Origin of the sequence: Streptomyces sp. NBC_00086, from assembly GCF_026343255.1 — a bacterium.
Classification (GTDB): Bacteria; Actinomycetota; Actinomycetes; order Streptomycetales; family Streptomycetaceae; genus Streptomyces.
Genome location: NZ_JAPELZ010000001.1, coordinates 4,738,623 through 4,762,297, shown reverse-complemented (window position 1 = coordinate 4,762,297; position 23,675 = coordinate 4,738,623). Strand labels below are relative to the sequence as shown.

The following is a 23,675-nucleotide window of genomic DNA, read 5'->3' as shown; positions in this document are numbered from 1 at the left end:
CATGGGAGCCTGGGGCCACCGCCCCTCCCTCCCCGCCAGGAGAAACCCCTATGACCCGCCGTTCCCGGACCGGGCCCGTCTCGCCGCTCTTCGCCTTCGGCACGGTGCTCACCGCCGCCGGCGGGCTGCTGTACATGCACCCGGGACCCGGCCCGATGGCCATGGCCCTCGGGGCGCTCGCCTTGGCGGTTGCGGCAGCGGTGTGGGCCTCCTCCAGGCAGCGATGACCACAAGGTCCGGGGCCCAGCCGCAAGGCTTTCGTCACCGGGCCGGAGCTGGTGAGGCTGCGATCCGGTCGCGTTGAATTCAGGCGACGGACCAACGACGAGAGGCATCCGCGGTGACGGAGACGAAACGACGCGGCCGGCTGTGGGCCGCGGTGACGGTCGCGGCGACGCTGGTGCTGGGCGTAGGCCTGTACTGGTTCCAGCCGTGGAAGCTGTGGCAGGACGCGACCGTTCACGAGTCCCTCCCGGCGGCCTCCCCGTCCACAGCCGCACCCGGGCCAACCCGCTCACCCACGACCCCGGCGACGGCGACGGCCCCGAGCGCTCCGGCCGGCCCGCAGACCTTGGCCCAGGGCACCCTGATCAGCCACGAGCACACCACCACCGGCACCGCGAAGATCATCCGGCTCCCCGACGGCTCCCGCACCCTGCGCCTGGAGAACCTCGACACCAGCAACGGCCCGGACCTGCGGGTCTGGCTCACCGACGCCCCGGTGAAGGAGGGCGAGGCGGGCTGGTCCGTCTTCGACGACGGCAAGTACGTCAGCCTGGGCAAACTCAAGGGCAACAAGGGCGACCAGAACTACGAAATCCCCACCGACGTGAACCTGGCCGACTACGGCAGCGTCACCATCTGGTGCGACCGCTTCGACGTCTCCTTCGGCGCGGCTGCCCTGGCGACCGTGTAACCCAGCGCCGCCCGGATACCGCCCCCCGCTTCCGCAGTTCGGCATCCGGGCCGCGCTGGCCATCCCCCGTGCCCTGATTCTCTCCGCGCGGTGCGCCGATGCGCATTGCCGGTGACCGGCAATCTTTACGCCGCCCTGATGCCGGTCGCGAGGAGCCGTCCGGATACATGTCACCCTTGTCCCCGCGTCAAGGGCGCGTCACGGACGCGTCAGGATCGGGGGAAGACCGTGGTGGAATCACAGACACCGGAGAACCATCTCGCGGGGTATGCCGAGACGCTCTTGCATGCCTGCGCCACGGGCCGCCGGCTGACCCGCGCCGAGCTGGAGTCACGCCGCGCGGAAGGGGAGCGGGCGGCTGAGGCCGGACTCCCGCTCCGTGCCCTGATACGCGATCACCTTGCCGCAGCCCAGGCCGTGCGGCCCCTCCCGGAGCCGGGCCCGCTCCTGGCGGCCGTCGAGCAGGCCGTGGACGCCTTCGTCGGGGGCTACGAACGGGCCCAGCACCAGGCCGTCCGGCAGGAGGAGGCGGCCCGCAGAGAGTTCATCGACGACCTGCTCTACGGTGGCAGCGACTTGGGCCGGCTGGCCGAGCGGGCCGAGCGCTTCGGGCTGCGCCTGTCGCAGTCCCACGCGGTCGCGGTGGCCACCGGTCCCGAACCGTACGGCGACGGCTATCAGGTGGCGCGCGGCATCGAGTCGGCGGTCCTCGCCCGCTTCCCGGGCCGGCAGATCCTGCTGACCACCAAGGACGGCCGGCTGATCTGCGTGGCCCCCGGGGACCAGCCCGAGGTCCTGTCCTACTTCGCCAAGCGGGCCTACGCGGCCACGGACGGGGGCCGTGTCGCGATCGGCCGGCCACACCCGGGAGCGGGCGGGGTCGTCCACTCCTACGAGGAAGCCCTCAACGCGCTCGACCTCGCCCGCCGGATGGGCCTGGACGGGCCGGTGCTCCACGCCGTCGACCTGCTCGTCTTCCCGGTGCTGACCCGGGACCGGCAGGCCATGGCCGACCTGGTCGAGACCACCCTGGGCCCGCTCCGCAAGGCCCGGGGCGGCGCCCAGCCGCTGCTCGACACCCTCACCGCGTACTTCGACAGCGGCTGTGTGTCGACAGAGGCGGCCCGACGCCTCTCCCTCAGCGTGCGGGCGCTGACATACCGGCTGGACCGCATCCACACCCGGACCGGCGCCGATCCGGCCGACCCACTGAACCGCTACACGCTCCAGACCGCCGTGATCGGCGCCCGCCTGCTGGGCTGGCCGGACGGCGAGGCCTGACCTACACCAGGGCGAAGTAGCGCAGCCACAGGTAGAGGGCCGAGACGGCGATCGTGACGGCGGTGACGATAAGGCCGTATCTGGTGAACTGCCAGAAGGTGATGGGTTGCCGGTTGCGTTCGGCGATGCCGAGGACGACGACGTTGGCGGAGGCGCCGATGGCGGTGGCGTTGCCGCCGAGGTCGGCGCCCAGCGCGAGGGCCCACCACATGACGTGGTCGGGGTCGCCGCCCATGTTGGTGACGAGTTCGCTGGTGATGGGTGCCATGGTGGCGACGTAGGGGATGTTGTCGACGATCCCGGACAGGACGGCGGAGCCTCCGAGCAGGAGCATGGAGCCACCGAGTTCGTTCCCGCCGATGACGTCCGCGAGGGAGCCGGCCAGGTCGCCGATCACGCCGGTCTCGATGAGGGCTCCGACCATGACGAACAGACCCGCGAAGAAGGCAAGCGTGGGCCACTCCACCTCGCCCAGCACCTCACCGGTCTCCACCTTGGAGACCGCGACGAGCAGGCCGGCGCCGAGGAGCGCGACGACGCTGGGCTCGTAGTGCAGCACGGGGTGCAGGACGAACCCGGCGACGACCAGGGCGAGGACACCCAAGCCCTGGACGAGCAGTCGTGGTTCGGTGATCGCCTCGCGCTCGCGCAGCTCCAACAGCTCTGCGGCACGCTTCTCGTCGTAGACGAAGTACTTGGCGAACATCACCCGGCACAGCAGCACCAGCACTACGGTCAGGACCGCGGCCAGCGGGGCCAGGTGGACCAGGAAGTCGTTGAAGGTGAGTCCGGCCCGGCTGGCGATGATGATGTTGGGCGGGTCGCCGACCAGGGTGGCGGTGCCGCCGATGTTCGAGGCGAACACCTCGGCGAGCAGGAACGGCATCGCTGGCAGCTTCAGCCGGTCGCACACCAGCAGGGTGACCGGGGCGACCAGCAGCACGGTGGTGACGTTGTCCAGGAGCGCCGAGGCCACCGCGGTGATGACGACCAACATGGTCATCACGCGGAATGGGCGGGCCTTGGCCTTCTTCACGGACCAGATGGCCAGGTACTCGAAGAGCCCGGTCCGCTTCAGGACGCCGACGATCATCATCATGCCGAGCAGCAGGAAGATGACGTTCCAGTCGATGCCGGTCTTGTCCGAGTGGAAGGCGGCGATGTCGTCGGTGGCTCCGATGGCCAGCATCAGCGCGGCGCCGCCCAGGGCGGCTGCGACGCGGTGGACCCACTCGGTGATGATCAGGACGTAGACGCCGGCGAAGACGGCGATCGCGGCCCAGCTCTGCCAGCCGCTCACGCCTGACCGCCCACTGCGAGAAGGTGCCGCATCAGCCCGGCCGCCGAGACCACCCCGAGCAACCTGCCCGTGTCGCCGTCGCGTTCGACGACCGCGACCAGCGGGACGTGGGTGCGGGCCATGGCGGCCGCGATCTGCATCGTCCCTGCCTCCGGACTGACGTAGGGCGGCTTGAACGTACGGGCGGGCAGCCACTGGGCGACGGTCTTGCCCGCGAGGGCCTCGGTCATCGCTTCGGCGTGCCGCTCGTCGATGACCGCGGCGAGCAGCGGGTCCTCCATCACGTACTCGGGGACGAGCTGGCGGACCAGCTGGGAGCCGGGGACGGCCGCGTACGGAGTGCCGTCTGTGTCCAGGACCAGCAGCGCGGGCAGATTTTGTTCGGCCAGCAGACGGATGGCGTCCACAGCCGGGGCGTCGGTCGTCACGTGCGGGTAGGGCTCGGCGAGTTCACGGGCGGGCATGGCGCTTCTCCTGGTCGGGTGCACTGCTTGGGGCGGGAAGAGTGGACGGCGTCGGTGCGGGCTCCTCGCTCGGGATGCCGGCGAGGTCGTCGACGCGGAAGAGGCGGGCGATGGGGACGTCGGTGCTGCTGTGGGCGATGATCGAGAAGGCGATGCAGACGGCGATCAGCGTGTACGCCGCCTCACCCTGGGGAATCCCGGCCTGGAGCACGAGCAGCCCGTAGACGACGGACGCGAAGCCCTTGGGACCGAACCAGGCGGCCACCAGCTTCTCCCGCCGCTCGATCCGCGCCCCCAGCAGCGACACCCACAGGGAGGCGGGGCGGATCAGCACGATCGCCAGCACGACCGCCAGGTACCCGCCCACTGACAGGTCCCCGAACAGCTGCGGGGTCAGCAGGGCGCCGAAGACGAGGAGGGCTGCGAACTTGGCCAGCTCCGCGAGCATCTCGCCTAGCGGTTCGAAGTGGGTCTTCGCCTCGGGCGAGATGGAGGCGAGGACGGCGCCTGCGGAGAACGCGGCGAGGTAGGGGTTGGCGTGGGTGAGGTGGCACAGCCCGTACAGGATGATCCCGGTCGCCAGCGGCAGCAGCGGCTGGAGCTTCGGCTCCGCGCCCAGCAATCTCAGCCGCACCAGTCCCGCGACTGTCAGAGGCAGCACGATCCCGAAGACCAGCCCCAGCCCGAGCTCCAGAGCGATCGAGCCGATGGAAGCCTGCGCGTGTCCGGAGGTGGGTCCGGCGGCGGCGATCAGGATCAGTACGACCGGGAGGGCGAGGCCGTCGTTGATGCCGCTCTCCACGTTCAGCAGCTGCCGCAGCTTCGCGGGCACTTCCCGCCGTCCCACGATGGCGGCGGCGAACACGGGGTCGGTGGGCGCGAGGACCGCGCCGACCAGGAAGGAGGTCGTCCAGTCCAGGCCGACGAGGTAGTGGGTGATCAGCGCCATGCCGGCCATCGCGAGGGGCATGCCCAGCCCGAGCGCGCGGGCCGGGTTCTTCCAGTTCTGCCGCAGTTTCGGGAGGGAGACATGCATGCCGTCGGTGAAGAGCACGGCGAAGAGGGCCAGATCGGCGGTGACGGAGACGATCTCGCTGTCGGCCGTGATGTGGATCAGCCCGAGGAACCCGTCACTGACCAGGGCCCCTCCGAGCAGGAAGAGGAGGGAGGTGGAAAGGACGGTGCGGGCGGCGAGCCCGGAGAGCAGTACGGCGACCAGCAAGGCCACACCGAAGACAGCGACGAGCACCATGGCAGAAGTCCCCGTTCCGCGAAGAGAGTTATCCCCTGTTCGCCGACCAGGCTTCCCGGCACACCACCGGCTACTTTATACATTTCTTACGCGTCTTTGACGGATCTCTGACGGCAGTCCCACAAGCCGGAATCTTGCCGGACTCCGGCATGAACTCGTCAGATGGGCGGCGTCTATGGTGGGCGTTCGCACCAGAGAGGTACCAGTGAACGGAAACCCGGCGTATCACGCCATCGCCCTCGCGGCGGCCACCCTGCTCGCCCTTCCCGTCCCCGTGGCGATCCTCGCCGGCTGGACGCCGCCCAAGTGGCCGACGCGGGCCGCTGCCGTGTCATGCGCCTGGGCCCTGCTCTGCATCTACGCCCTCGCGCCCTTGAACGCCATCCCCAGGATCCTGGACGCACCCGACCCGGCCGTGATGGCCTGCACCGCGGCCGGCATGGTGTTCAGCGCGGCAGCGGTTGCCTGCCTCCTGCGGGCCGTATGGGTCTCCCGGCGCCCGACGCCCATGGGCGGCTGAGCGCGATGCCCGCAGTCAGAGCCACCACCTGGGTACGACACCAGGTCACCGAGTTCCGCATCGCGTGCGTCCTGTCCATAGTCGGTGCTCTCACCACGCTGGTGGGGGTCGCCCTGTATGCCATTCCCGGCGCCGGATTCCCACCGGTTGCCATCGGCCTCTCCTGCCTCACCACCGGCATGGTCATGCTGGGCTCAGGAGTCAAAGACCGCTGACCGCACAGCCAGCCGTGGAGACGGTCCCGGACACGGCCCGCGGTCCGCCTACCAGGCAGGGATACACGAAGTACGAGTACTACAAGTGGGATGGCGCGGACTGGTATGTCTGCGCTCTGGTCGGGGAATGGCAGTACAGCGCCTCTGCGTCGGGCCAGTACACGCAGTCATGGAACTTCAGCGGCGCCCCGCCTTGCGGGGGTGGCTACTACGGCACGACTGGCTACACGTCCGTCCAGTACGGCGGGGACTGGTACGGCTGGAATGTTGGCATCTGGTCGGGCTTCCACTACATCGAACCGTAGGAGGCACGCTTGAACAGGGCACGTTTCGTATCGGTGCTGGCAGGTGCTGGCATCCTCGTCGCCGGAGGCGTCATGACCGCCACAGCCTCCGACAGGCCGCCCGCCCCTCCACGACCTCCGTGGGTAAAGGCCGACGGCACGGTGGACACGACAAAGCTGCCTGACCGGATGCCCGTCATGGGCCCGGACGGCAAGCCGGCGAAGGACGCCAGCGGCAGCCAGATCACCGTGGACGTACGGCCGCCTGGGCAGCCGACTGGGCAGCAGAACCAGAGCGACCCTCCGGGTAGCAGCAGGAGAGTCGAGAAGGGCGACAACGGAGCGGTCAACGAAATCTTCGAGGTCAAACCCTCCGCTCCGCCCGCCGGCTAACCCGTCAGAAGGGCCCCGAGCGAGCGATCCTTCGGGGCCCGACCCGTAGGAAGGGGCGCGGCATGTCCGCGTTGGTGTCACTAGTCGCGGGCCTTTGGTACGCGGCCATCGCTGTCATCGTGTTCAACGACAACCCGTCAGCAATTCTCTTCGCCGCCGCATTCGGCGCCGCAGGCTTTGTGTTGGCCTCGGCTGGGGTCCGGATGCTGACCGGTCACCCGGATCAAGCTCTCCTTGCCCGGCGCGGCGCGTGGCTCGCGCTTCTGACAATCGCGATTCCGCTGGCCGTCTGGGCGATCAGCGTCACGTCCTCTGACGCTCCTGCTGAGTACGCACAACTTGCGTTCTCGCGTGGGATCTTCGGGTACGCGGCTCTGGCGGTGACACCAGGAGTCCTGACCCTGCTGTTGGTCCGCATCCGCGTCCGAAGCTAGGACCACACCATCACGACGAACGTCGCGCGGAACCAGGCGCGACGACGATGGGACCGACTTGGTCTGCGCCTGGCCCGGCTCTCCCCCATCCACCGACCGCCCGGGGTCACACGCATACGGGGCGCGCCAAGTTCGGGCTCGGCGCTCATCTCGTCTAAGCGCTTCGACGGCACGTGGACGGCAAGCCGCTGACCGGGGCGTTCCCGAACTCCTTGACTCCTGAGGATTCCCAGCCCGGGAGGCGCGCTGCTGTGCGCGGGTTTGGACGGATGCGCCGTGGCGCGTGGTGGCGATTGCCCGTGCCACTAGGCGCCGGTGTGCGTACCTGCCCGAATGGGTGACAGAGCGGGACGCTGCTTGCCAGGTGGTCAGGTCTCGTGCGCGTAACAGCTTCGGGGGCGTGCTCCTACATCTGGCCTTCGCTTCAAGCAGAGGATCCGAGCATGCCCACCCTTGAAATCCCTGATGGCTTCGCCCGAGAGCAGTGGACTGCCTATGTCCACCGCGCCCGGCGTGCCGTGCGGTCCAAGAGCGCCAGCAACTTCGAGATCGGCGACATCCTGAACGAGATGCTGGAGGGACGTCCGCGTGGCGACGGCGAGATCACCCGCATCAGGTCCCTCTTCTCCCGACAGATCCGGGTGAAGGAGACGACACTCGCCAAGTATCTCTACGTCACGAGGGCCTGGCCGCCGGACACGAGGCGCGACGACGTGCCGTGGACGGTTCACGAAATTCTCGCCGGGCAGTCGAACCGGTTCCAGTTGATCAGGGAAGAGCCGTCGGACGACCTGGACCCTCACCATCGCGGCGCCTGGCACTACGACGCCGCCAAGCGTGCGCGCCACTCACTGCCCCACGTGCCGGCCACTCCTACCGAACGCATCGACACAGCCAAGCGCCTCCTACGTGACACAAAGGAGGCAGCGGAGGCAGTCACGCAGCTGGCCGATCGCACGGAGGTCCTGAAAGCTGCCGTCGAAGACCCGGCCTTCCGACGCGCGGTACGTGACGCTCATCGCGACCGCGCCCGTCGGATGGAACGAGAGGCGGAAGCACAGTGGGGAGTACCAGGGCCGGTACGTCCCAGCCCTGAACCCGAGCCCGCCCTCAGCGAGACCGGTCCGACGGTCAGCTACCGCGAGACGGCGTCCTCCGTCCTCAGGATCCTGGGCCAGTGCACCAGCTTCTGCGTGTCCATGCAGAACGCCGTCGTGTTAGCCCAGGAAGAGTTGCTGACGACCGAGGAAGAGGAAGCCGTCCTCGACAGCATCAAGAAGGTTCGCGCGGTCTGCGACTGGTGCGAGCACGTCGTCACCACCGGCCAGACCGACATGGATGACGAACTCGCCCGACTCCTCGGCGGCGGGAAAGGGGAACAGCCGTGAACTCCCGACGCAGGTCGCCTTCCGACCTCGGCCTCGAACTGTGGGACCTCGTCAAGGATGCCGGCGAGGACGGTATGCCGCGGGAAACCGCACTCGACCACATGACCCCCAGCCAGTTCGAAGTCGCCAAGGTCTGGGACCGGGACAACATGTGCGAGAAGGAGCATGAGTGCTTCCTCTACGTACTCGGCCAGTACCTCATCTCCCGCGACCCCCAGATGTCCGTCCTCGCCCTCAACCGCGAGATCGAACTCCTCTACCGCCGCGCCGTCCGCCTGCATCGAAGTGCAATAGCCCCCCTCGGGGAGGGGGGCCGATTGAGCCCTCAGCTCCGCGTGGCTCACACCGCGCTGGCAGGGATGATCGAGGCAGCAGCGCCACTGCGGCATGCCGGATTCTCGGCTGCTGTCGTGGTGCGAAGCGGGGGCGGTCCCTGATCTGTCGTCGGGTGACGGATGCGAGAGCGCAGGTCAGAACCCCCGCATGCGTGAGCGATGCGTGAGCGGATGGGTCGGCATTAGGTGTCATACGCCGGATTGGGCACCGTGCCGCGCTGCGCTGACCAGGAGGTTCAGCACCACGCGGCACGGGCCGGAACTGCCCGGCACGGATTCGATCCCACTCCTAAAGCGGGTGTCGCAGGTTCGAATCCTGCCGAGGGCACAAGGGAAAACGGCCCGGAGCGATCACGCTCCGGGCCGTTTGACTGCACCGCCTGACGGCAACGGGGTCACGTACTCGGTCGCTGGCGCCTCAGCATCCGGTCCATGTGGCTGATCGCTTCCCGCTTCGTGTCGTCCACAACGTGCGTGTACACGTCCATGGTGATGCTGATCTGGCTGTGTCCGAGGATCTCCATGATGACCCTCGGCGCCACACCCGCAGCAGTCAGCAGCGTCGCGGTGCCGTGGCGGGCATCGTGCAGGCGAACGACCCGAAGGCCCGGCCACACTGATCCGCACAGTGCGCGAGGTCGAAGCGACCGACCCCCACGGGCAGCGCTGGCCCCGGTACAAGGCCGGAGATGACGCAGCGGTTGCCTTCTGCTCTTTCGCCTAGGGGCTGGCAAGCGCGCGCGCAACAGGAGTACCGGTGCGTCGTGCGTACGTGAGCCGCTCTCGCACCTCACGCAGATTTCGGGGGCGGTAGCCGGGTCCGCAGCCGCAGCATGCTTGCCGAAAGTCCAGGCCGGCATGCAGGAGGACGGAGACCACCCTCCAGGCGTCCCGGTCCCGCTGTGGCGGAGCCTCGAAGGCGTCACCGGCCAGGAGCATCTCCCGGCGGCACCTCGGGCAGCGGTACGTCCGCTGCTCGGAGTGCTTGAGGGAGATCCGGCAGGAGAGGCACACGTACGCGGAGCGGTGAGTCATCCCGCCACTATCCGTTGTTGTGATTCTGGGCCGCCATGGGCTTTCCTGTCGCGCTCGCAAGCCGGCTCTAATCCGTTGCTAAGAGCGTTCCCGGTGCTGCTGTTCCGGGTGTGCCCCCACAGCGAGCCCATGACGTTGCACCCGCTTCGCCGACGCCCGCGGACTGAAGGCCTACGCCGGTGCCTCGCCAGTCACCAGGGCATCCGGGAAGAAGTCCACCGCCGCCCAGAGGAACCTCTTCAACCGCCTACTCGGCCAGCTCTATCACTGCCTGCAACACGGCAAATCGTTCGACGAGCAAACCGCGTTCCCCGTCCAGGTGGCTGCCCTCTGACAGGTGATCTTGACTGGCGCCGGGTCGTCCCTGCTGGTGCCTCGGAAACTGCGATGCGTGTGGGCCGGGCGGCGACCGGCTTATGCCCCGTCGGTGAGGATCAGTTCGGCCATCGCGAGCAAGCCTCTGAAGACCCTGAGTCCCTCGCGGTACTCCGCCGAACGCGCCAGCAGCGCTACGGCCGCACGGAGCTCTGGTAGGCAGTCCCGGAGAACCTCGACGTGGCCCGGGCCGGGGACGCCATCGTTCTTGAGGTAGGTCATGACGCAGCCGGCCATATTGAGATCCAGGTACGCCAGATCGTGTCTGTGATCAAACGGCACGTCGGGGAACGGCCCGGGGTGGTGCGCGGCCCACAGGAGGGCCACCTCGCTGACGATCGCCCGGTGTCGGTCGGGCCCGGGAGGCGGGATGAGAGTGGTCACGAAGCGATCCTCCCGCACACGCGGACCCCACCCGCGGCCGGCTCTCCTTCGCCCTGGCCGGCATGAGGAGCAAACATGACCGCTCGGCTGAGGCCCTGGCCGCCATCCCCACGATCGTCAAGGAACGCGCGGCCGCCGAGCGGCAGACCAGCCCCCGGCCCTTGCTCGATGGCAATATCAGAACAACCAGGGGCTGAGGGCCTGTCGATCACGCCTGTCAGAGGACGGTGGCCGCTGCGGCTTGACGAGTTAGCGTGCTGAGGTGTCTCAGCCCTCGGGTCCCGCAGGATGTGGCGCCTACCTGACGGCAGCACTTGACGGCAACGTCGACGAACGACGGCAACCACCGGGGCACTTCAAGTGCATAGCCCTCACGCCCCCAGACAAGCACCATGACGCAAAGGATGAACTCCTAAAGCGGGTGTCGCAGGTTCGAATCCTGCCGAGGGCACAAGCGCAGAGGCCCCCAGCCGATCTTGGCTGGGGGCCTTTGGTGTCTGCTTCTGGCAGCAGTGGGTCAGAGCTGCTGGATCAGGCGGTGGAGGTTGGTGCTGGGGGCGTGCGGGGTGTTCGGGAGGTGGATGACCTCGACTCCCAGGGCGGCAAAGTCGCTTTTCCAGTGCTCGCTTCGGGGGGGTGTCGCGGCAGTCTTCGGCCTTGAAGAGGCGGTGGAAGCCGATCTGCTGCCAGGCGTCCAGGTTCGCCTGGTGTTCCGGGGTGTGGTCGGCGACGGCCTCGTCCACGCAGCTCATGGAGCGGACCACCTCGATGCGCTCGTGGAGGGGGATGGCCGGGGGGAAGCCCTGGTGGCGGGCGGCCTCGTCGGTCAGGACGCCGACCACCAGGTGGTCGCACTGGGCGCGGGCCTGCTTCAGGAGGTTGAGGTGGCCGATGTGGAAGAGGTCGAAGACGCCTGACGCGTAACCGATGATCTGAGACACGGGGGTCCTCCGAGCGGTGCAGTGGTTCCTGCTGGCGTGGTCAAGGCTGCCGCAGGCGGGAGGGGGGAACCAGGGCTTGCGGGTGTCTTGGACTCGACATGTCCTACACAGGACAGATCGGATACCCGGATACCCGGGTTCCCGGATACGGGGAGTCTGCAGGTTTGGGTCGGCCGGATATCGGCGTCGGGTTCCGTGCCGCCCGCCCTTCGGCCGGGCCGCCGGTCACGCTAGCCTGACGCCGTACGCAGGGCGTTTGAGCTGCGCCGATGTGCCAATGCATGGTCTTCCAGGGGGTGGGCGGCAATGTTCGGTCGGCTAGAACTCGATGACGTGACCGCATCGGTCTACCGAGGCAAATTGGCCAATCCCCGGGACGGTGTTCCGGAGCTGGCGGAGCGCCTGGCGCTGGCCCCGGACGACGTACGCCGCGCACTGGCCCGGCTCAGTGACATGGCGCTGCTGCGCGGTGGCGGGAGCGACCCGGGGCAGGGGCGCGCCGTCGATCCGCAGCTCGCGCTCCAGCTCCTCCACGCGCGCCAGCAGGCCGAACTCGCCGCCCAGCAGCAGCGGATGGAGGCCACGCGGGCCGCCGTCGTCGATCTGATGGCCGAGATCGCCGACTCCTCGTCCCAGGATTCCGCCAAGTCCGGGATCCGGTACCTGGAGGGCATCGACGCGATCCGGGACCAGATCGAGCTGCTGTCCGCGCAGACCCGTTCCGAAGTGCTGTCGTTCGCCCCCGACTCGCAGATGTCGCAGGCGAGCATCGAGGCGGCCCGGCCGCTGAACCTGCGCAACGTGGAGCGGGGCATCGTGATGCGGACCGTCTACCTCGACAGCGTCCGCCACGACAACCACGCCCGGGAGTACGTGACGTGGCTGGAGGGCATCGGAGCCCACGTCCGCACCAGCCCGGTCCTGCCCAACCGCCTCACCATCGTGGACCGCCGCAGCGCCCTGGTGGCCGTCGACGCGACGAACACCGCGGCCGCGGCGGCGCTGGTCACCAGCCCGGGGCTGATCTCCCTGCTGGTCACGCTGTTCGAGCACATCTGGCAGGCCGCCACCCCGCTGGGACCGACGGTGGCGCCCTGCGAGCCGGAGGTCCTCACCCGGCAGCAGGCAGCGGTACTGCGGCTCATGGCCGAGGGGCGGACGGACGAAGCCATCGCCCACAGCCTGGGCGTGTCCACGCGCACCGTGGGCCGGGTGATCACCGGGCTGCTCGCCCACCTGGGCGTGCGCAGCCGGTTCCAGGCCGGCATGCGCGCGGTCCAGTACGGATACCTGTCGCACGCCTCCCAGTGAGACGAGCGGCCTCGGATCTCCGGGGCGGTCAGGCCACCAGGTCGGCGTAGAGGATCACGTTGTTCGTGCGGTGGCCGTTCTTGATCTCGCCGCCGCAGGTCAGCAGGCGCAGCTCGGGGCGGTTGGTTTCCCCGTAGACCTTGTCGGTCGGGAAGTCCTTCTTGGCGACGTCCTCGATCTCGCGGATCGTGAACCTGGCCGTCTTCCCGTCCTCGCGCGGCACCTCGATCAGGTCGCCGAGCTTGATCTTCTTGACGTTCTTCATCACCGCGGGCCCGTACTTCGTGTCGAAGTGCGCGACGAGGACGGCCGCCCCCTTCTCGCCCGGGGTCACGCCCTGGGTCCACCAGCCCGGGTTGTCCGCGTCGGTGTCCGCGTCCGGCACGCCGAGCTCGCCCGTGGCCGGGTCCACCGAGAGGCCGACCATCTTCTTCGCGTCCACGCCCGCCGCGTCGATCTTCATCCCGGTCGGCTTCGATCCCGGGAGGGCGGGCGCGGCCTCGCCCGAGGGAGCGGGCGCCGCCGTACTGCCCACCTTGGGGTCCGGCGGCAGCACGGCAGCGCTGCCGGCCCCGCCGCCGGGACCGCACGCCGTGAGGGCTCCGCACGCGGTGAGGGTGGTGAGCGCCGCGACGGCGGCGGTACGGAAGGTGGCGCGCATGGGTGTTTCCCTCGGGTCCCTCGGGTCGGCGGCGGCATCGTCACCGCGGTGGCGACGACCACGACGTTACGAGGGTCATGTCCGGGTCGTCCGTCGGTGACGTAACAGCCGGCCGGACACCTCCCGGCGAACCCGTTAAGGCACGACGAAGGCCCTTCCGGCCGGAGCCGGAAGGGCCGCATCACGACATCACGACATCACGACGTCAACGCATCAAGACATCACACGACAGGGGACGGGCTCGGGCTCGGACTCGGCCCCGCCGTCAGCTGAGGCCTCTGCTGCGCTCGCCGATGCGGTCGCCCTGCGGGGTCCCGGCCCGCTTGAGTTCCGCCTTCGTGTGCGCTCCACCCTTGACCTTGCTCCGGACCGGTCCGGAGAAGCCGTGCGCGTGCTGCACGGTGCGGGGCAGGTCGGCCGCTTCCGCGGCCTTCGCGACAGCCGCCTGGAAGTCCTGCTTCTGCTCTTTGCTCATCCCGTCGTCACTCCCTAAAAAGACTCGGGGCACCCAATCGGACTACTGGGATCGTATGCATATAAAGGGCTCAACGCACCCGGACCGGACGTAAAGAATGGTTGATCAAGGACGCGGCGGAGCCGGGCGCTCCGGTGGCCCCAGCACCTCGTAGAGCAGCTCGTCCGGACACGGGGTGCCCCGCGGGAGCTGGTACTTCGCCGCGATCCGGTACTCCCCCGGCGCCGGTGCCAGCAGCTCCGTCCATTCGTCCCCTGTACCGTCCGAGGGCGCCTTGAACAGGCACCCCGCCGTGTTCGCGTAGACCTTGGGCACGGCGACCGAACCCTTCGGCGCGGCCTTCCCGGCGGCCTTCGAGGCCTCCGTCTCCTGCGGCGGCTCCACCGGCTTGCCCGCGCCGTCCACCAGGCCCAGCCACGGGGAGTGTGGGATGCGCACCATCACCCGGCCGGCCTGCTTCACCTCGATGACCAGCTGGTCGGCACTGGCCCGCAGCACCGTCGCGGGGCCGGCGACCAGGTTCGTCGGGTCCGTGACCTTGAAGAGCTGCCAGTTCGCGTCGCCCCACACCTGCTGGAGGTACGGGAGCCCCTCGCGCACCAGCTTCGCCTCGTCCCGCCCGCCCTCATCGGGTTTGTCGGCGGGCAGCACCACGTAGTGCACGGCCCAGCGCTCCAGCCACTCGCGGTAGCTGTCGGGCGTCAGGGTGTCGTCGTAGAAGACCGGGTTGCGCTCCAGGTCGGCCTGCCGGTTCCAGCCGCGCGCGAGGTTCACGTACGCGGGGAAGGCGGAGGACTCGCGGTGGCTGCTGGCCGGGACCACCTCGACGCGGCCCCGGTCGGCGCCCGCCTTCTGGAGCTGGTCCACCAGCGGTGCCAGCTCCCGGCTCCAGGAGGCGAGCGGGGTGGTGCGGACGATGTCGGTGACGCTGTTGACGGTGATCCAGGCGGTCACCCCGGTCAGCGCGAGCAGCAGCCCGTACCAGCGGCGCGTGCGCGGGGCCTCGTACGGGAGGGCCGCGAGCAGCACCACCGCGCCGAACAGCATCGCCAGCCGGGTCACGTTCGAGCCGACCTGGGAGTCGATGGCCCAGGTCAGCGCCACCCCGAGGGCGTAGATCGCGGACGCGGTCCGGACCGATTTCCAGCTCTTCGGTACGAGGAACAGCGCGGCCAGCGCGCAGGCGAAGGGCAGCGCCGCCGAGATCAGCTTCATCGGCTGCGTCCCCGAGAAGGGGAACAGCCAGGAGGACAGCCCGACCACCGCCGCCGGGGCCAGGCCCAGCGCGTACGCGCCCGGGCGCCGGCCGTTGAGGAACAGCGCGGCCGCGATCACCCCGAGGAACAGTCCGGCGACCGGGCTGGAGGCGGTGGCGATCGCCGCGAGCGGGGCCGCCACGGCAGCCTTCGCCCAGCGCCGCTCGGCCCATTTGCGGGGCCAGCAGAAGACGGCGGCGACGGCCCCGAGGGCGAACATCGCGCCGAGACCGAAGGTGACGCGGCCCGACACGGCGTTGCACAGCAGCCCGTACACCCCGGCCAGGGCCGGCCACAGGGGCTCGCGGACGGCGCCGCGGCAGCGGGTCAGGATCATCGCGAGCAGCCCGGCCGAGACCGTACCGGCGATCATCATCGTGGTGCGGACGCCGAGCACGTGCATCACATAGGGCGAGACCACGCTGTACGAGACCGGGTGCATGCCGCCGTACCAGGCGAGGTTGTACGCCGAGTCGGGATGGCGGCCCACGAACTCGGCCCAGGCGTCCTGCGCGGCGAGGTCGCCGCCGCTGTTGGCGACGGCGAAGAACCAGATCACGTGCAGCAGCCCGGCCAGCGCGGTGGCCACGGCCACGGGGTGGCGGCGGGCGCCGTCGAGGGCGCGGCGGACCGGCCCGGGGCCGGCCTGCGGGCTCGGCGCTGCGGGGGTTCCGGGGGCTCCGGGGGCTCGGGTCGGAGCCCCGTCCCGGACCGGGACCCGGCCGCCCTGCCCCTGCTCCTGCCGCTCAGCGGTGGTCACGCCGACGTACTCCCCACTCCGGTCACCTCGGGTGCGTCCCTCGGTTCGTAGACGCGGTCCGGCGCCTCCGGGTTGCCCCGGGGCGCCGGACCGGCTCCGCGCTCATGGCCGACGCCTCCGCCGGGCGTCTCCGTCGGGCGTCTGCGCCGACATCCCCGCCTGCGTCTCCGCCGGCGCGCGTCAGCCGACGCGCGTCAGCTTCTTGCCGATGCCGGGTGCGGTGAGGTCGCTCTGCAGCGCCACCGGCACCTTCACCTGGCTGGCGCCCTCGCCGATGGTCAGCATCCCGATCTCCGAGCCCGCCTTGGCGGTCTGCGGGAGCTTGCCGGCGCCGTCCACCAGCTTGATGGAGACGGTGAGGGTCGGCCAGCCGACCGCTTCCACGTCGGCGGTGGCCACGACCGGGACCTGAGTGCCGAGTCCGTCGTCCACGTAGCCGACGACCTCACCCTTCTTGACGACGGGCGCGGCCTTGAGCATCTTCTGCGTGGCGATCATGATGTCCTTGCTCGCCCCGATCGCGGTGCCGAGGATCGGCACGCCGTGCTGGCCGAGGACCGCTCCGACGATCAGCTGGTTGGTCTTGCCGACCTGCTTCTGGGCGGCGAAGAGCAGGTTGCCGCCGGCCTTCGTGGTGGAGCCGGTCTTGATGCCGAGCGAGCCGTTGAACGGAACCAGGTCGTTGTAGTTCCGCCACTTCTTGCCCGTGGGGTCGATCCAGTACGGCTTCATCGTGATCGCGATCAGCTCCGGCATCTCGACGATCTTGAGGCCGAGCTTGACCTGGTCCTCGGCGGTGCTGACCGTGGTCGCGTCCAGACCCGAGGGGTCCGTGTACGTGGTGTTGGTCATGCCGAGTTCCTTGGCGGTGTCGTTCATCTTCTTGACGAACGCCTCCTGCCCGCCGTCCCAGCGCGCGAGCAGGCGCGCGACGTTGTTGGCGGACGGGATCATGATCGCGTTGAGGGCGTCCTCCTGGGAGATCTTGTCGCCCTCCTTCAGGTTGTTGACCGTGGACTCGCCGTCGGTCTCCTTCTTGCCGTCCTCGACCGCCGTCCTGTCGACGGGGATCATCTGGCCCTTCTCCCCCTTCTTCATGGGGAAGTCCTTGAGGATGACGTAGGCGGTCATGGCCTTGGCGACACTGCCGATCGCCACGGGCTTCTGCTCGCCGAAGCTGCCGACGGGGCCGAGTCCGGCCGCGGCCATGTAGGCCTGGCCCTCCTTCGGCCACGGCAGGTTCGGGGCGCCGCCCGCGAAGCTGTACGAGGTCTTCGCGGTCACCTTCAGCGTCGGCGTGGGCAGCGGGCGCACGAGCTGGACGACGGCGAGGATCACCGCGAGGAGCACGAGGATCGGCGCGTAGATCTTGAACCGGCGCACGGCGGTGCGGGCCGCGCTCGGCGGCGGGGGCGGGTTGTTGGTGAGGTCCGCCAGCATGTCGAGCGGCGGCTTGGGCGGCAGCGGCTGCTGCGTGGTCCGCTCCGCGGACTCGTGCGTCACCGGGGTGCGCACCCCGGCGGGTACCGGGGTCCGCCCCGGTGCCTGCCCCGGAGCCGGAGCCGGAGCCGGAGCCTGCGCCTGGCCGGCCGCGGCCCTCGGAGCACCGGGGGCGGGGGGCGCGCCCGGGGTGGGCCGCGCGGGTACGTCGTCGCCCCGCAGCGGTACGAAGGTGCTCGCCCGCTCCCCGCCGGCGGCACGCGGGGGCACGGGCTGGGCGCCGCCGGTGCCCGGCCGGGCCGCGCCGGGGGTGGCCGCGCCCGGGTCGGCGGTGCCGGGCTTGATGGCCCGGAACACGGCCGTCCGCTCGCTGTCGACGGGCTCACCGTCGACCGGGGCGGCCGGAGCCGGGGGCTTGACCGCCCGGAACACGGCCGTCCGCTCACTGTCCTCCGCCTGCCCGCCCGGAGCGGACCCGCCGCCGGAGCCGGGCTTGACCGCCCGGAACACAGCGGTCCGCTCACTGTCGACGGGCTCGCCGGGGCGCGAGCCACCGGGCGTACGCGGGTCACCGGAGCCGGCCGGGGAACGCGGGGGCGTCTGGCTACCGGGGGACGTCTGGCGGCCCGAGGCCGCCTGGTTGCCCGGGGCCGACTGGTTGCCCGGGATCCCCGAGGGGGCCTGGCCGCCCGAGGCCGACTGGTTGCCCGGGGTGCCCGAGGGGGCCCGGGTGCCCGGGGCCGCCGGGGTGCCCGAAGCGGCTGGGGTGCCCGAAGCGGCCGGGGTGCCCGAAGCGGCCGGGGTGCCCGGGGCGCGCGGGGGCCTCTGGCTGCCCGGGGATGTCTGGTTGCCCGCGGTACCCGAGGAGGCCCGACTTGCCGGGGCCGCCGGGGCGCCGGGAGCAGCGGGAGTGCCCGGGGGCACCTGGCCACCGGGGGTCGCCTGGTCGCCCGGGGCGCTCTCAGAGGCCCTGGGGGCCGGAGCGACCGGGGTGGTCGAGGCTCCCGGGGAGGCCGGGGTACCGAGCGGCACCTGGCTGCCCGAGGTCGTCTGGTTGCCCGGGGTGGTCTCAGAGGCCCTGGGGGCCGGAGCCACCGGGGTGCCTGCGGCACCCGGAGCAGCCGAGGCCGCCGGAGAGGCCGGGTCGCTCGCGGAGCCCCGGGGGCCCTGAGAGGCCGGGGCCGCCGGAGAGGCCGAAGTTCCCGTAGAGGCCGGGTTGTCCGGGGACACCTGGTTGCCCGGCGCCGCCGAAGTGGCCGGGGTCGCGGAGCCCCGGAGGCCCGGAGAGGCCGAAGTTCCCGAAGAGGCCGGGTTGCCCGAGGTCGCCGAAGTGCCCGGAGCCGCCGAGGCGCCCGAGGAGGTCGGGATACCCGAGGAGGTCGGAGTGCCCGGAGCCGCCGGAGCATCCGAGGAGGTCGGGTTGCCCGAAGAGGCCGGGTTACCCGGCGCCGCCGGAGTGCCCGGGGCCGCCGGGGCGCCCGAAGAGGCCCGGGTGCCCGCGAAATCGGCCGCCGGGGCCTGGCCCGGGGCCGGAGCATCCGAGGAGGCCGGGTTACCCGAAGAGGCCGAGCTACCCGGCGCCGCCGGAGTGCCCGGGGCCGCCGGAGTGCCCGAAGGGGCCCGGGTGCCCGCGAAATCGGCCGCCGGGGCCTGGCCCGGGGCCGGAGCGTCCGGAGTCGGGGCGTTCGTCGTGCGGAACGCGGCCGTGCGGTCGCTGTCGGCCGGGGTCGAAGCGGAACCCGTCGGGCGGCCCGTGGTGGCCGGTGGCGGCGTGACCGTGCGGAACACCGCGGTGCGCTCGCTGTCCAGCGAGTCGGAGCCCGCCGCGGGCTCGCCCGAGGTGCCCCGCGGCCGGTCGGCGCCAGAAGCGGAACCCGTCGAGCGGCCCGTGGTGGCCGGTGGCGGCGTGACCGTGCGGAACACCGCGGTGCGCTCGCTGTCCAGCGAGTCGGAGCCCGCCGCGGGCTCGCCCGAGGTGCCCCGCGGCCGGTCGGCGCCAGAAGCGGAATCCGCGGGCAGGCCCGTACCGGCCGGAGGCGTCACCGTACGGAACGAGGCCGTACGGTCGCTCTCGGCCTGCCCGGCAGCGGCCTTGGGCTCGGCCGAAGCGGAACCGGCGGGAGCGGCCGAGGAGTCGGACCCGGAAGCAGAACGGGAAGCGGAACGGGAAGAAGGGTCGGAAGCGGAACCGGAAGGTGCGGGCCGGTCGGCGGCTGCCGGGGGTGTCGCGGCACGGGACCCGGCAGCGCTCCCGCTCTCGGCGGAAACCGCTGCGGCCCGACCGCCCGAGGCACCCGAGGCACCCGCACGGCCAGAAGCGGAATCTTCGGCCGGGGGCGTCACGGTGCGGAACACCGCCGTGCGCTCGCTCTCGACCGAGCCGGGGGCAGCGGACTCGCCGCCCTCGGAACCCGGAGCGGAATCCGGAGCCGAACCCGCCTCGGCGGCAGCCGCGTCCGCGGGCAGGGCCTTGAACACCTCGGTCTCCGCGCCCGGCGCGGCCGGCTCGTCGGACGGCTCGTCCCCGGAGGGCGAGGTCTCCGCCGTGGCCACCCACGCGGCCACCGCGTCGCGCAGCGGATCGCGCTCCGCGGACCCGTCCTGCGAGTCCCTCGGGCGCAGCAGCGACGCCCTCGGGTCACGCCCCTCGGACGACTCCGCCGTCCCCGACGTTCCTTCATCAACCGACTTGTCGGGGGACTCGCCCGCCACCAGTTCCTCCTCGATCGCCTTCACGTCCGGCTGTCCGAATGTCTAACAGTGTCCCGTCTAGGGGGCATCGCCCCCGTGCTAGACGAGAACGACATAGCTGACGGTTCCCCCACAAAGCGGCCAGGCGCTCTCGACAGATGAATGTGAGAGGCGTCACCCTGTCACTCATCCACGCGGGGAGGCATGGATGGGCAAGAGCCGCAGAACGATTCCGGAGGAGCTTTTGCTGCTCGCCTTGGACCCGGCCACGGGTACCACGGCGCAGCCGCAGTCGCTCGACCTCGGCCTGGCCGGGGCACAGCTAGTGGAGCTGGCTCTGGCAGGACGGATAGCCCCTGATGGGGATCGTATCGCCGTGGTGATGCCACGGCCGACAGGAGATCCGACTCTGGACTCCGCACTGGAACTGCTGCGCAGGCGCGGCAGCCCGGTTCGGGCGGTCCACTGGATCGGCGGACCCCGACTGGGGCTCCGTCAGATTTACCTCGCTCACCTGGAGCGTTGCGGCATGGTTCATGCCGTCGCGGGCCAGATGTGCGGGGTGCTGCCGACGACTCGCTACCAAGCGACCGACACAGCGATCAGCCGGGAGATCCGTGGCCGGCTGGACAGTGCGATCCGCACCGGCGTGCCGCCGGACCCGCGGACCGCGGCGCTTGCCGCACTGGCCCACGCGGTCGGACTCGGCAAGCACCTGTACCCCGGCAACGAGGGGCGGTCGTCCAGGTCCCGACTGCGGGACCTGATCCGGCACGACCCGATGGGCGGACTGGTGGCTCACGCCGTCATGGACGTCCAGAACGGCGTGGCCGCACAGCCGCGCCGCGACCGGGCACCGGCCCAGCCCGCCCGGGCAACGGCCGCAGCCGCTGCGCTGCAGCCGCGCCGGACCGGTGCGATGGCCCGCGTGGCCGCGCACTGATCCACCGGCAGGACACGTAGGGCGAGCAAGGCAAGCAAGGCAGGCAGGGCAAGCAGGGCAGCAGTAATCGCAACCGCCGACGCGCGGGGCGACGGGGCCGGTACGCCGGCTCCGTCGGCCCGCGCGTTTGCTTTTCCCGCCCGTTCCCCAGCGAGATCACGTGCTTCGGTGGCAGTCTGCTCACCAGCAGACACGCAGAGAGACAGCAAAGAGACAGCAACAGAAGAAGGCGGAGGTGCCGTTCACGTGGCGTCCAATGTCAATCCCACCGTCCGACGCCGCCGACTGGGCATGGAGTTGCGCAAACTGCGCGAGGACAAGGGCATGACGGCCGAGCAGGTCGCGGAACGCCTGCTCGTCTCCCAGTCGAAGATCAGCCGGCTGGAGAACGGCCGCCGTTCCATCAGCCAGCGCGACGTCCGCGATCTGTGCGACGTCTACGAGGTCGAGGACAGGCGGCTCGTCGACTCCCTCATGCAGATGGCCAAGGATTCCCGCCAGCAGGGCTGGTGGCACGCCTTCGGCGACATCCCGTACAGCGTCTACATCGGCCTGGAGACGGACGCCGCCAGCCTGCGCACCTACGAACCCCTGGTGATCCCGGGCCTGCTCCAGACCCCGGAGTACGCCCAGTCGCTCGTCCGCGGCGCATGGCCGGAGACGGCTCCCGTCGACGTGGAGAAGCGCGTCCAGGTCCGGATGCACCGCCAGAAGCGGCTGCACGAGACCGAGAACAGCAATCCCGAGATCGGACCGCTGCGCCTGTGGGCGGTCATCGACGAGGCCGCCCTGCGGCGGTACGTGGGCGATGCGCAGCTCATGATCAGGCAGCTGGAGTTCCTGATAGAGCAGTCGGAGAAGCCGCACGTGACGGTCCAGGTGATGCCCTTCTCGGTGGGAGCCCACCCGGGCGTCAACGGCCAGTACGCCATTTTGGAATTCCCGGACGCCTCGGACTCGACGGTGGTCTACATCGAAGGCGTGACGAGCGACCTTTACCTGGAGAAGGCCAACGACGTCCAGAAATACAGCGTGATGTACGAACATCTGCGCGCACAGGCCCACAATGTGGAGCAGACGAGGCAGTTCATCGCGCAGATCATCGAGGACTTCGCGGGCAAGGAAAAGTGAGGTCCTGCGAAAGGGCCCGTACGGTACACCGTCACTCCCCGGCCGCAGAAGGCCTGAATGGAATATGCCACTCGGTCGGGTGAACGCCCCCTTCGCACCAGGGGTGCTGCCGGTAGCGTCGATCACGTCAGCCGGATCAATGGCCGACATGAAACCGGAACCACTCGCTGAACCGGAGAGAAACATGGCTATTCGTCAAGGTGCAACGGAAAACTGGACCAAGTCCTCGTACTCCGCCAACGGCGCCTGCGTCGAGGTCAAGTCCCCCGTCATGGAGTCCATCGCGGTCCGCGACTCGAAGGTGCAGGACGGTCCGTCCCTCACCTTCGCGCCCGGCTCCTGGACCTCGTTCGTCGCCGACGTGACCGAGGGCCGCCTGGGGCGCCTCGCCTGAACGTCGAGGTGCCCCTCCCCGCCGGCCGTCACACGATCCGCGGCACCGGAGCCGGATCCAGATCCAGATCCGGATCCACCGCACGATTAGCGCCACCAGCACCACCTGCACCACTGACTGGAGCCCTCTCGACCGGCCCGCCGTCGCCTGCCGAGGGGGCTCGGCCATGTCCGGAGGCCCGGACGCCCGGCCTACCGCAGCTGATCGACGTACCGGTCCGTCCCCGGCACCGTGGGGATGAAGGGCGCCACCAGCTCCACCCGTCCCAGCCCCGACTCCGCGACCTCGGCGTCCAGCCCCTGGAACCGGTCCCAGCAGCTGCGCGGGTCGTCCTCCAGGAACCACAGCAGGGTCAGCCGGGTGTCGACGCCCTCCACCTGCTTCACGTACGTCATCCGGTCCCCGGGCAGCGGGGTCGGCCGGAAGACCGTGACCATCGCGGCCGGGGAACCGGCCAGCCGCTTCGGCAGGGCGCGCGAGCGCAGCCACTCCAGCAGCTCGGCCCGCTGCTCCGGGCCCTCCGCGTCGACGACCTGGACGACGAGCCCGCCGTAGGGGTGGTCGAGGGCGTGGAAGTCGCGGGGGCCGGCGGCGCCGTCCCGGTAGACGGTGGCCTCGTGGTCCTGGAACGCGGTGAAGACGTGGGTGCGGTCCTGGTAGACGCGGCCGTCGCGGTTGAGGCGCTTGTTGATGCCGACGGTCCACTTCATGTGCTCGTCGTAGCGGCCCGCGGTGACCCAGTACGTGGAGATGTAGCACCCGGCGGTCACGGGCTGGGCCACGGCCGACTTCTCCGGGTAGCGCAGCTCCTGGAGCTCGCGGGTGGCCACCCAGCGGCGGCCGGCGTACATCCAGGGCATGGCCATGGCGCCGGCGTAGTAGTGGTCGTCCTCGTACCAGCGGTTGTACGCGAACTCGTGGCCCGGGTGCGGCTCGACCATGGTGATCAGCGCGTGGCCGGGGTGGACTCCGTAGGGGCCGACCGAGGCGAGCTCGGCGTAGTCGTCGGCCCGGGTGTTCCGCTCGTCTGCTGTCATGGAACACGGTCTAGCTGATGTGACGTCAGATAGGGAGCCCCTGGCCGCAGTTCAGCATC

The 23,675-nt window shown here is 70.3% G+C and carries 23 protein-coding genes and 2 pseudogenes; 14 read left to right on the top strand and 11 right to left on the bottom strand.

What is annotated here, in order from left to right; all coding sequences use genetic code 11:
- The first annotated feature begins 50 nt into the window (after positions 1 to 50).
- From OG276_RS21500 to OG276_RS21490, 3 genes are all read left to right on the top strand, one after another.
- Positions 51 to 227 carry a hypothetical protein gene (locus OG276_RS21500; protein WP_266907860.1) on the top strand — a complete coding sequence of 59 codons (177 nt, stop codon included), beginning with the start codon at positions 51 to 53 and terminating at the stop codon, positions 225 to 227.
- Between the two features lie 140 nt (positions 228 to 367).
- Positions 368 to 916 carry a DM13 domain-containing protein gene (locus tag OG276_RS21495; protein ID WP_266912984.1) on the top strand — a complete coding sequence of 183 codons (549 nt, stop codon included), beginning with the start codon at positions 368 to 370 and terminating at the stop codon, positions 914 to 916.
- Positions 917 to 1,147: 231 nt separating this feature from the next.
- Positions 1,148 to 2,197 carry a CdaR family transcriptional regulator gene (locus OG276_RS21490; RefSeq protein WP_266907859.1) on the top strand — a complete coding sequence of 350 codons (1,050 nt, stop codon included), beginning with the start codon at positions 1,148 to 1,150 and terminating at the stop codon, positions 2,195 to 2,197.
- Position 2,198: 1 nt separating this feature from the next.
- Here OG276_RS21490 and OG276_RS21485 read toward each other — a convergent pair whose 3' ends face one another.
- The 3 genes from OG276_RS21485 to OG276_RS21475 are packed head-to-tail and all read right to left on the bottom strand — an operon-like array spanning position 2,199 to position 5,213.
- On the bottom strand, positions 2,199 to 3,497 hold the full coding sequence (locus tag OG276_RS21485) for an ArsB/NhaD family transporter (protein ID WP_266907858.1): 1,299 nt from the start codon (positions 3,495 to 3,497) through the stop codon (positions 2,199 to 2,201).
- Positions 3,494 to 3,961: a CBS domain-containing protein gene (locus OG276_RS21480; protein WP_266907857.1), complete on the bottom strand. Its 468-nt coding sequence runs from the start codon at positions 3,959 to 3,961 to the stop codon at positions 3,494 to 3,496. The genes OG276_RS21485 and OG276_RS21480 overlap by 4 nt, the downstream gene beginning before the upstream one ends.
- The gene (locus OG276_RS21475) at positions 3,948 to 5,213 is read right to left on the bottom strand and encodes a sodium:proton antiporter (protein WP_266907856.1); all 1,266 of its coding nucleotides are present in this window, start codon (positions 5,211 to 5,213) and stop codon (positions 3,948 to 3,950) included. The genes OG276_RS21480 and OG276_RS21475 overlap by 14 nt, the downstream gene beginning before the upstream one ends.
- 205 nt (positions 5,214 to 5,418) lie before the next feature.
- On the opposite strand from OG276_RS21475, the gene OG276_RS21470 reads away from it, so the two are divergent.
- The 6 genes from OG276_RS21470 to OG276_RS21445 all read left to right on the top strand — a co-directional run bounded on the left by OG276_RS21470 (position 5,419) and on the right by OG276_RS21445 (position 8,884).
- Positions 5,419 to 5,733: a hypothetical protein gene (locus OG276_RS21470; RefSeq protein WP_266907855.1), complete on the top strand. Its 315-nt coding sequence runs from the start codon at positions 5,419 to 5,421 to the stop codon at positions 5,731 to 5,733.
- 5 nt (positions 5,734 to 5,738) lie between these two features.
- A complete protein-coding gene (locus OG276_RS21465; RefSeq protein ID WP_266907854.1) occupies positions 5,739 to 5,948 on the top strand; it encodes a hypothetical protein in 210 nt (69 codons plus the stop codon).
- Between the two features lie 446 nt (positions 5,949 to 6,394).
- Complete coding sequence (locus OG276_RS21460; protein WP_266907853.1) at positions 6,395 to 6,625, top strand: hypothetical protein; 231 nt, start codon at positions 6,395 to 6,397, stop codon at positions 6,623 to 6,625.
- Between the two features lie 62 nt (positions 6,626 to 6,687).
- Positions 6,688 to 7,059, top strand: coding sequence for a hypothetical protein (locus tag OG276_RS21455; RefSeq protein ID WP_266907852.1), 372 nt, complete (start codon positions 6,688 to 6,690; stop codon positions 7,057 to 7,059).
- A gap of 443 nt (positions 7,060 to 7,502) precedes the next feature.
- Positions 7,503 to 8,447: a DUF6192 family protein gene (locus tag OG276_RS21450; RefSeq protein ID WP_266907851.1), complete on the top strand. Its 945-nt coding sequence runs from the start codon at positions 7,503 to 7,505 to the stop codon at positions 8,445 to 8,447.
- A complete protein-coding gene (locus OG276_RS21445; RefSeq protein ID WP_266907850.1) occupies positions 8,444 to 8,884 on the top strand; it encodes a hypothetical protein in 441 nt (146 codons plus the stop codon). Before OG276_RS21450 ends, OG276_RS21445 begins: the two co-directional genes overlap by 4 nt.
- Positions 8,885 to 9,177: 293 nt before the next feature.
- Here OG276_RS21445 and OG276_RS21440 read toward each other — a convergent pair.
- Positions 9,178 to 9,390 (bottom strand): annotated as a pseudogene (locus tag OG276_RS21440) (tyrosine-type recombinase/integrase); the annotation flags it as partial.
- Between the two features lie 566 nt (positions 9,391 to 9,956).
- On the opposite strand from OG276_RS21440, the pseudogene OG276_RS21430 reads away from it, so the two are divergent.
- Positions 9,957 to 10,151, top strand: a pseudogene (locus tag OG276_RS21430) (transposase); the annotation flags it as partial.
- An 80-nt stretch (positions 10,152 to 10,231) separates the two neighbouring features.
- Here OG276_RS21430 and OG276_RS21425 read toward each other — a convergent pair.
- Together OG276_RS21425 and OG276_RS21420 are read right to left on the bottom strand one after the other, a co-directional pair.
- A complete protein-coding gene (locus OG276_RS21425) occupies positions 10,232 to 10,576 on the bottom strand; it encodes a hypothetical protein (protein WP_266907848.1) in 345 nt (114 codons plus the stop codon).
- Positions 10,577 to 10,947: 371 nt separating this feature from the next.
- Positions 10,948 to 11,517 carry an adenylyltransferase/cytidyltransferase family protein gene (locus OG276_RS21420; RefSeq protein WP_266907847.1) on the bottom strand — a complete coding sequence of 190 codons (570 nt, stop codon included), beginning with the start codon at positions 11,515 to 11,517 and terminating at the stop codon, positions 10,948 to 10,950.
- 360 nt (positions 11,518 to 11,877) lie between these two features.
- On the opposite strand from OG276_RS21420, the gene OG276_RS21415 reads away from it, so the two are divergent.
- The gene (locus OG276_RS21415) at positions 11,878 to 12,828 is read left to right on the top strand and encodes a helix-turn-helix transcriptional regulator (protein WP_266907846.1); all 951 of its coding nucleotides are present in this window, start codon (positions 11,878 to 11,880) and stop codon (positions 12,826 to 12,828) included.
- 28 nt (positions 12,829 to 12,856) lie between these two features.
- Here OG276_RS21415 and OG276_RS21410 read toward each other — a convergent pair whose 3' ends face one another.
- From OG276_RS21410 to OG276_RS21395, 4 genes are all read right to left on the bottom strand, one after another.
- Positions 12,857 to 13,489: a sortase gene (locus OG276_RS21410; protein WP_266907845.1), complete on the bottom strand. Its 633-nt coding sequence runs from the start codon at positions 13,487 to 13,489 to the stop codon at positions 12,857 to 12,859.
- A 265-nt stretch (positions 13,490 to 13,754) separates the two neighbouring features.
- The gene (locus OG276_RS21405; RefSeq protein ID WP_266907844.1) at positions 13,755 to 13,964 is read right to left on the bottom strand and encodes a hypothetical protein; all 210 of its coding nucleotides are present in this window, start codon (positions 13,962 to 13,964) and stop codon (positions 13,755 to 13,757) included.
- A gap of 105 nt (positions 13,965 to 14,069) precedes the next feature.
- Positions 14,070 to 15,980 carry an MFS transporter gene (locus tag OG276_RS21400; protein WP_266907843.1) on the bottom strand — a complete coding sequence of 637 codons (1,911 nt, stop codon included), beginning with the start codon at positions 15,978 to 15,980 and terminating at the stop codon, positions 14,070 to 14,072.
- A 180-nt stretch (positions 15,981 to 16,160) separates the two neighbouring features.
- On the bottom strand, positions 16,161 to 20,156 hold the full coding sequence (locus OG276_RS21395; protein WP_266907842.1) for a serine hydrolase: 3,996 nt from the start codon (positions 20,154 to 20,156) through the stop codon (positions 16,161 to 16,163).
- A 163-nt stretch (positions 20,157 to 20,319) separates the two neighbouring features.
- On the opposite strand from OG276_RS21395, the gene OG276_RS21390 reads away from it, so the two are divergent.
- From OG276_RS21390 to OG276_RS21380, 3 genes are all read left to right on the top strand, one after another.
- The gene (locus OG276_RS21390; protein WP_266878420.1) at positions 20,320 to 21,054 is read left to right on the top strand and encodes a GPP34 family phosphoprotein; all 735 of its coding nucleotides are present in this window, start codon (positions 20,320 to 20,322) and stop codon (positions 21,052 to 21,054) included.
- A 246-nt stretch (positions 21,055 to 21,300) separates the two neighbouring features.
- Complete coding sequence (locus OG276_RS21385; protein ID WP_266907841.1) at positions 21,301 to 22,185, top strand: helix-turn-helix transcriptional regulator; 885 nt, start codon at positions 21,301 to 21,303, stop codon at positions 22,183 to 22,185.
- Between the two features lie 184 nt (positions 22,186 to 22,369).
- Positions 22,370 to 22,579: a DUF397 domain-containing protein gene (locus OG276_RS21380; protein ID WP_266907840.1), complete on the top strand. Its 210-nt coding sequence runs from the start codon at positions 22,370 to 22,372 to the stop codon at positions 22,577 to 22,579.
- 191 nt (positions 22,580 to 22,770) lie between these two features.
- On the opposite strand, the gene OG276_RS21375 is transcribed toward OG276_RS21380, so the two are convergent.
- A complete protein-coding gene (locus tag OG276_RS21375; protein WP_266907839.1) occupies positions 22,771 to 23,616 on the bottom strand; it encodes a hypothetical protein in 846 nt (281 codons plus the stop codon).
- Positions 23,617 to 23,675 lie beyond the last annotated feature (59 nt).